Source organism: Endozoicomonas arenosclerae, assembly GCF_001562015.1.
Classification (GTDB): domain Bacteria; phylum Pseudomonadota; class Gammaproteobacteria; order Pseudomonadales; family Endozoicomonadaceae; genus Endozoicomonas_A; species Endozoicomonas_A arenosclerae.
Genome location: NZ_LASA01000251.1, coordinates 1 through 1,018, shown reverse-complemented (window position 1 = coordinate 1,018; position 1,018 = coordinate 1). Strand labels below are relative to the sequence as shown.

Annotated in this window: 3 protein-coding genes; 1 reads left to right on the top strand and 2 read right to left on the bottom strand. The window is 41.4% G+C overall.

What is annotated here, in order from left to right; all coding sequences use genetic code 11:
* On the bottom strand, nucleotides 1-162 hold a 162-nt coding region (locus WG89_RS29935), incomplete at its 3' end, for a transposase (RefSeq protein WP_172806781.1).
* 13 nt (nucleotides 163-175) lie between these two features.
* Nucleotides 176-472 (bottom strand): DUF1349 domain-containing protein, encoded by a 297-nt coding sequence (locus tag WG89_RS28390; protein ID WP_079254113.1) that lies wholly within the window; start codon nucleotides 470-472, stop codon nucleotides 176-178.
* Between the two features lie 377 nt (nucleotides 473-849).
* On the opposite strand from WG89_RS28390, the gene WG89_RS32560 reads away from it, so the two are divergent.
* Nucleotides 850-1,018, top strand: a 169-nt coding sequence (locus WG89_RS32560) for a transposase (RefSeq protein WP_062260605.1), incomplete at its 3' end; no start/stop codon positions are given.

Here is a 1,018-nt window from a genome sequence, read left to right as displayed (position 1 = left end):
GAAGTAAATTTCATAACGCTCTGAGATAGCCAAGCATACCTCCTTCAACGTCTTGTCTACTTCATCGCTAAAGACCACTCTTCGATACTTTGCTGGACAGACCAAGTGATACATAAGAACAGTGACATTGTGGGATTTGTGGATGAACCTACTTTTAGCCATCCACAAAATGTAGTCACAAGTTCATGCTGCGGCTAATGCCGCAGAAACGCAGCAAGCTGCGGGGAATATGACCCGTAGAGATTAAACCGCATTGATCAAATTGTGATTTATATTCAAATTCCACCATTGTTGTAAAAGTAAAGTTATCACTAGATTCTACCAATAAACTGGGAGCATTATCGTTTCTAAACCCATAATACGACCTCTGCCAAAAATCTGTTTCTGGCTCTGTAGTAATCACTACTTTTCTGTTGCTAACATCATGTCTTTTGGGCTCGAAAATCCAAGCCCCTTTAGTGAAGTCAATCATAATTACCTCTTTGAATCATGACTCATGTTTCGTTTGTTCACATAACGCTAAGCTAAGCCGCGCCGGCGAAGATCAGTCCCAGTCCCTTTAGGGGCGACACCAGCAACTTGTTAACTGGTTTTGAACTGCTCACGTAAGTAAGCCTTATTGTCTAGCGAAATCTCACAAAACTGTAGACCTACAGGAATTATACCTAGAAAGTATTTTGTAACTCGCACTTTTTCAATAGCTGCTATATAAGGACTAAATGACATTTTAATTTTGCTAGCACCAGACTTAAAAAAAAGAGACTTCTGAGTATTCTCAAGTACTAGGGAACCTGCGAATAAGTCCCTGATCATGAGATAATAATCTCAGCAGCTTGATCAGAGGTAGTCATGGACCAACAACTCTCTTTTTCCGACAGTGAATTCAGCCAGAAGCGACGCAGAACTCGTAGGGAAATTTTTCTTGAAAGAATGGAGGTTCTGATTCCATGGAAACGCTTAGAGGCCGTAATCGAGCCCTATTACCCTAAGCGTGGCAACGGAAGACCTCCTTATCCTC